A 6323-nucleotide genomic window follows, 5' to 3' on the forward strand; every position below is an offset into this window, starting at 1 on the left:
GCTACTCGACTACCTCGCCGGTGGACTCAAAGGTGGCGATCTTGCCGATGCGGCGTTCGTGGCGTTCGGCGTTGGTGAATGGCTCGGCCAGGAATGCCTTAATCAGTTCGGTGGCCTCCTCAACCGTGTGCTGGCGTCCGCCAACTGCGACAACGTTGGCGTTGTTGTGCTGGCGGGCCAGGACGGCCGTGTCCAGGTTCCAGGCCAGCGCTGCCCGCACACCCTTGACCTTGTTCGCGGAGATCTGCTCCCCGTTGCCTGAGCCACCCAGCACGATCCCCAGAGCGTCCACGCCCGCGGCCTGGTCGGCCACGACGGCGGTCGCGGCGTTGATGCAGAATGCCGGGTAGTCATCCTCGGCGTCGTAGGCGGCAGGCCCATGGTCCACCATCTCGTAGCCGCTGGCTGACAGCGCCGTGATGAGGTGGGAGCTGAGCTCCATGCCGGCGTGGTCGGTTGCGATATGAACGCGCATGTGTGGTCCTTTAGGCTTGCTGGAATACGACGTTGTTGGGGCTCGACGCTGCTGTGCCGAAGGCGAGTTGCCCCTTTGCCCGCAGCGACTCGATGGCGTCCTCAGGGGATGGCTTGCCGTACACGGCCGATCCGGCCACGAAGACGTTGGCGCCGGCCTCCGCGGCCCGGATGATGGTTTCTTCCGTGATGCCGCCGTCGACCTGGATGGCTACGTTCACCCCGGCGCCCTCGACCGCGGCGCGGGCGCGGCGGATCTTGGGCAGCACGACGTCCAGGAAGGCCTGGCCGCCAAAGCCCGGTTCGACCGTCATGAGCAACAGCATGTCCAGTTCGGTGAGCATGTCCAGGTATGGTTCCAGGGGCGTGGCCGGGCGCAGTGCCATGCCTGCTTTGGACCCGCGTGCGCGAAGTTCGCGGGCCAGTTTGATGGGGGCGTCGGACGCCTCGACGTGGAATGTCACCGAACTCAGGCCGGCGTCAGCGAACTGGGGCGCCCAGCGGTCGGCATTGGAAATCATGAGGTGGGCGTCAAGCGGCACGGGGCTGACCTTTTGTATCCGTTCCACAACGGGCAGGCCGATGGTCAGGTTCGGCACGAAGTGGTTGTCCATGACATCCACGTGTACGGCGTCGGCGTTGCTGATGCGTGCCAGCTCGGCTTCGAGGTTGACGAAGTCGGCCGAGAGGATGCTGGGGTTGATACAGCAATTCAGGGGTGAAACGGACATGATGTCTGCCTTTCGGTGATCAAGCCTTCGGTGATCAGGGTGACGAGGGCGTGGGGACCCCACTGGGTCCCCACGCCCTCGAAGCGGATGGTGGCTGGCCTAGCGGCTAGGAGGCCTTCCGTGCGGTGGCGAGGGCGCCTTCGACGTCGGCCAGCAGTTCCTTCCAGCTGGACACGAACTTGTCCAGGCCTTCGGATTCCAGCAGGTCGACGACGTTGTTGTAGGAGACGCCGAGGTGCTCGAGGGCGTTGAGGACGCGGTTGGCTTCCCCATAGGTGCCGGTGATGGTGTCGCCCGTGACCACGCCGTGGTCGAACGTGGCGTCCAGGGTCTTCTCCGGCATGGTGTTGACGATGCCGGCGGCGACGAGTTCGGTGACGTAGAGGGTGTCCGGGTACGCCGGATCCTTCACGCCGGTCGAGGCCCAGAGGGGCCGCTGCGGGCGGGCGCCGGCTTCGGCCAGGGCTGCCCAGCGCTCGGTGGAGAAGAGCTTCTCGTAGACCTGGTAAGCCAGGCGGGCGTTGGCGACGCCTGCCTTGCCCTTGAGGGCCTTGGCTGAGGGGGTGCCGATCGTGTCCAGGCGCTTGTCGATCTCGCTGTCCACGCGGGAGACGAAGAACGATGCGACGGAGTGGATCCTGGAGAGGTCGTGGCCGTTCTCCCGGGCCTGCTCCAGGCCGGCCTGGAAGGCGTTGATGACGGCCCGGTAGCGTTCCAGCGAGAAGATCAGGGTCACGTTGACGCTGATGCCCTCGGCCAGGACCGCGGTAATGGCCCCCAGTCCTTCAAGTGTGGCCGGGATCTTGATCAGGACGTTGTCCTTGTCGACCTTCTTGAACAGGTTCTTCGCTTCGGCGATCGTGCCGGCGGTGTCCCAGGCGAGGCGTGGGTCCACCTCGATGGAGACGCGGCCGTCGACGCCGTTGGTGGCGGCGGCGATCGGGGCGAAGAGGTCGCAGGCGTCGGCGACGTCCGTCGTCGTGATTTCGAAGATCGTCTCCTCGACGCCGGCGCCCTGCGCGGCAAGCTCGGCGATCTTGGCGTCATAGTCCGTGCCGGAGGTGATGGCGGCCTGGAAGATGGACGGGTTGGTGGTCACCCCGACGACGTTCTTCTGGTCGATGAGCTTCTGCAGGCTGCCGCTGGCGAGCCGCTCCCGGGAGAGGTCGTCCAGCCAGATGGACAATCCTGCTTCGGAAAGCTGGGCGGTGGGTGTTGCGTTGGACATGGCTTGTTTCTTCCTTCGAAAGTTAGTTGGCTGCGGCGGCGAGGGAGTCTTTGGCCGCGGCCGCGACTGCTTCTGCCGTGATGCCGAACTCCTGGAACAGGCGCTTGTAGTCGGCGGATGCGCCGTAGTGCTCGAGGCTGATGGACCGGCCGGCGTCGCCGACGAATTCCTTCCAGCCCAGGGACAGGCCGGCTTCAACCGACACGCGGGCCTTGACCGCGGCGGGCAGGACGGCCTCGCGGTAGGCGGCGTCCTGCTTGTTGAACCACTCGACGCACGGCATGGACACCACGCGGGTGGCGATGCCTTCGGCCTGGAGTGCTTCGCGGGCCTGGACAGCCAGCTGGACTTCCGAACCGGTGGCGATCAGGATGACCTGTGCGCTCACGGTCTTGCCATCCTTGGATGCCTCGGCCAGCACGTAACCGCCCTTGGCCACACCGGCCGGGGAAGCAAACGTGTCACCCTCGGCAGTACCCTCGCCGCGGGCGAAGGTGGGGACGTTCTGACGGGTCAGGACGATGCCGGCCGGGTTCTCGTTGTTCTCCAGGATGGTCTTCCAGGCGATGCCAACCTCGTTGGCGTCGGCCGGGCGGACCACGTCCAGGCCCGGAATCGCACGCAGGGTGGAGAGCTGTTCCACCGGCTGGTGGGTGGGGCCGTCTTCGCCGAGGCCGATGGAGTCGTGCGACCACACGTAGATGGACGGGACGCCCATGAGTGCACCGAGGCGGATGGCCGGCTTCTGGTAGTCGCTGAAGATCAGGAACGTGCCGGAGAACGCGCGGGTCTTGCCGTGCAGGCTGATGCCGTTCACGATCGACGCGGCAGCGTGCTCACGGATGCCGAAGTGCAGGACCCGGCCGTACGGGTTGCCCTTCCACGCTTCAGTGGAGCGCGAGGCCGGGATGAACGACGGCGAGCCCTCGATCGTGGTGTTGTTGGACTCCGCGAGGTCGGCCGAGCCGCCCCAGAGTTCCGGCATAACCGGACCGATGGCGTTCAGGACCTTGCCCGAGGCGGCACGGGTGGAGACATCCTTGCCTGCTTCGAAAACCGGCAGGGCGGCGTCGAGCCCGGCGGGGAGCTGGCGGGCCTCGACGCGCTCCAGCAGGGCAGCGCCCTCCGGGTTGGCGGACTGCCAGGCGGAGAAGGACTCTTCCCATTCCTTCCGGGCAGCCGCGCCGCGGTCCACCACACGCCGGGCGTGTGCCAGCACGTCCTCGTCCACCTCGAAGGACTTCTCGGGGTCGAAGCCGAGGACTTCCTTCAGGGCTGCGACTTCGTCTGCGCCGAGGGCTGAACCGTGGATTTTGCCGGTGTTCTGCTTCTTGGGAGCCGGGTAGCCGATGATGGTGCGCAGCGAGATGATGGACGGCTTGGAGGTCTCGGCCTTCGCCGCCAGGAGCGCGGAGTACAGTTCCTGGACGTCTTCGACGTATTCGCCCGACTCGGTCCAGTCCACGCGCTGGGTGTGCCAGCCGTAGGCTTCGTAGCGCTTCAGGACGTCCTCGGTGAAGGCGATGTCGGTGTCGTCCTCGATGGAGATGTGGTTCTCGTCGTAGATGACCACGAGGTTGCCCAGTTCCTGGTGGCCGGCGAGGGAGGAAGCCTCGGAGGTCACGCCTTCCTGGATGTCGCCGTCGGAAGCGATGACCCAGATGGTGTGGTCGAACGGGCTCTCGCCGGCGGGAGCGTCGGCGTCGAACAGGCCGCGCTGGCGGCGCTGGGAGTACGCGAAGCCCACCGAGGAGGCAAGTCCCTGGCCCAGCGGGCCGGTGGTGATCTCAACGCCGGCGGTGTGCTTGTATTCCGGGTGGCCGGGGGTCAGTGCACCCCACGTGCGCAGCTCCTGGAGGTCCTTCAGTTCCAGGCCGTAGCCGGAAAGGAACAGCTGGCTGTACAGCGTCAGCGAGGAGTGCCCCGGCGACAGGATGAACCGGTCACGGCCGATCCAGTCCGGGTCACGCGGGTCGTGGCGCATCAGCTTCTGGAACAGAAGGTACGCTGCCGGAGCGAGGCTCATCGCCGTGCCGGGGTGGCCGTTGCCGACCTTCTCGACGGCGTCGGCGGCCAGAACGCGGAGTGTGTCCACTGCCCGCTGGTCCTCGGCCTGCCAGTCGAGTGTTGTGGTGCTGTCTGCGATGGACGTCGCGGTTACTGTCGGATTCACGATTAATCCCCTTTGATTCGGTCGTCGGCCTGCAGCGGCCGAACGGATGCTTTCCGGTTAACACCTATGCTTCCGAAACTAATGGGTAGGAGTAACACTGTTTTCTGACGGTTTTTACTACACTTTAGGACTGGGTAGCCGGTAAACTGTGCGGATGAGCGCAGTCACAGACCAGCCAACGAAGGCGTCCAATAAGCCCGTTTCAGACCTGCCGTGGCCGCTGCTGCATTCCGTGGCAGCCGTGGCCGATGCACCCCTCACCCAGATAGCGGAGAAGCTGCGTGATGCCACCCTCCCCTACCTGGGAAGCAGCGCACTGGTCATCTTCACCGAGGACTGCACGGGGCGGCCGCAGAAGAAGGCGGGTGCGGAAGATATCATTTCCCGGGTTTCCATCGCCGAGCTTGACACGCTCCGCGCCACCCTTTCGGATGAGACCCCCTGGTTCGGGGAAGCCGAACTTGCCGGCCGGGCCCGGCCCGCGCTCGCGCTGAAGCACGCCTCCAGCCAGGCCCTCCTCGTCCTCACGGATCCTCAGCCGTCCGAGGCCGGGGACAACGGCGGGCTGGACCTGGTGAGGTATTTGTGGACCCTTGCCGCCCGGCGGATCCAGGAGAAAGTGGCCGATGCGCCGCCGTCGTATCTGCTGGAATCCCGGGCCGCCTCAGCTGAACGCATCCGCGTGACCGCAGAACTCACCGACCTGCACTCCACCACCCTGGAGACCCTCCTGGCGGCCCTGCGCTCATCCTCAATGGACAATGCAGTGGCCCGCACCACCGTCACAGACCTCACCGCCAAGGCTCTGGTCCGGCTCCGCACCCTCAGCGACCGCACGACGGACCTGGTGGAAGAGCCCGTGGCCAAAGCCTTTGAACGCCTGCGGGAGGACCTGCGGCCGCTCACCGGCTACAGCGGCATTGAGGCCGAGTTCATCGAACCGCCGCTGAATGGACGGGCCCTCCCCGGCGAGGTTGCCCACGCCGCGCGCGCGGTGGTCCGCGGGCTTGTGCTGGCCATGATGGAACAGCCCGAGGTCAGCAGGATCCGGACGCAGTGGGACTGCGACGGTGAGAACCTGCTGATCAACGTGCGCGACGACGGCCGCGGTGCACTTGCCGCGGACTCGCCGAGCATCAGCCGCCTGGACCGCCGGGTCCAGGCACTCACCGGACACCTGCGGATGGACGTCATGCCGGGCTGGGGTGCAGACGTCTTCGTCTCGCTCCCCCTGGACCTGCCGACCCGCCCCGCCGGGGATGTCGCCGGATGGAACCTTGCCGCCCGGGAACTTGAAGTGCTCCAGCACCTTGCCGCCGGAAACCGCAACCGCACCATCGCCTCGGCGATGGGCATCAGCGAGAATACGGTCAAGTTCCATGTGCGGAACCTGTTCAAGAAGCTCGACGTCGGCTCACGCACTGAGGCCATCGCCCTGGCACACAACCACGGACTCCGGTAACGGGGTAAGAACCGGACGGAACCCGAAACGGCGGCACCCAAAAGGGTGCCGCCGTTGTTGTTCTGCTCTGTGCGGGGTTATGTGGTGGTGGCGAACATGAGGGCCATGGTGGTGGCGCTGAGGGCTTCGAGGGCGTGTTCGGTGCGGGTGTGGTGTTGGCGTGTTTTTGGGTGGTGGGTGGTTGGTGTGTGGCGGCGGAGGAGGAGGATGAGGAAGGTGAGGGCGGCGGTTGCGAAGAGGAGGGTGAGGAGGAGG

5 protein-coding genes are annotated in these 6323 nt (G+C 66.1%); 1 reads left to right on the forward strand and 4 read right to left on the reverse strand.

The features are described 5' to 3' along the window. Position 1 precedes the first annotated feature (1 nt). From ACFQ50_RS12415 to tkt, 4 genes are all read right to left on the reverse strand, one after another. Positions 2-475, reverse strand: a complete 474-nt coding sequence (locus tag ACFQ50_RS12415) for a ribose-5-phosphate isomerase (RefSeq protein ID WP_377995842.1) — start codon at positions 473-475, stop codon at positions 2-4. Positions 476-485: 10 nt separating this feature from the next. Next, a complete protein-coding gene (gene rpe / locus ACFQ50_RS12420; RefSeq protein WP_377995843.1) occupies positions 486-1205 on the reverse strand; it encodes a ribulose-phosphate 3-epimerase in 720 nt (239 codons plus the stop codon). 106 nt (positions 1206-1311) lie between these two features. Next, positions 1312-2433: a transaldolase gene (tal, locus tag ACFQ50_RS12425; protein ID WP_377995844.1), complete on the reverse strand. Its 1122-nt coding sequence runs from the start codon at positions 2431-2433 to the stop codon at positions 1312-1314. 22 nt (positions 2434-2455) lie between these two features. Then, positions 2456-4579, reverse strand: coding sequence for a transketolase (tkt, locus tag ACFQ50_RS12430; RefSeq protein WP_377995847.1), 2124 nt, complete (start codon positions 4577-4579; stop codon positions 2456-2458). Positions 4580-4760: 181 nt separating this feature from the next. On the opposite strand from tkt, the gene ACFQ50_RS12435 reads away from it, so the two are divergent. Continuing rightward, complete coding sequence (locus tag ACFQ50_RS12435) at positions 4761-6068, forward strand: LuxR C-terminal-related transcriptional regulator (protein WP_377995845.1); 1308 nt, start codon at positions 4761-4763, stop codon at positions 6066-6068. Positions 6069-6323: the final 255 nt, after the last annotated feature.

This window comes from Arthrobacter sp. NPDC056493, assembly GCF_042795115.1.
GTDB lineage: Bacteria > Actinomycetota > Actinomycetes > Actinomycetales > Micrococcaceae > Arthrobacter.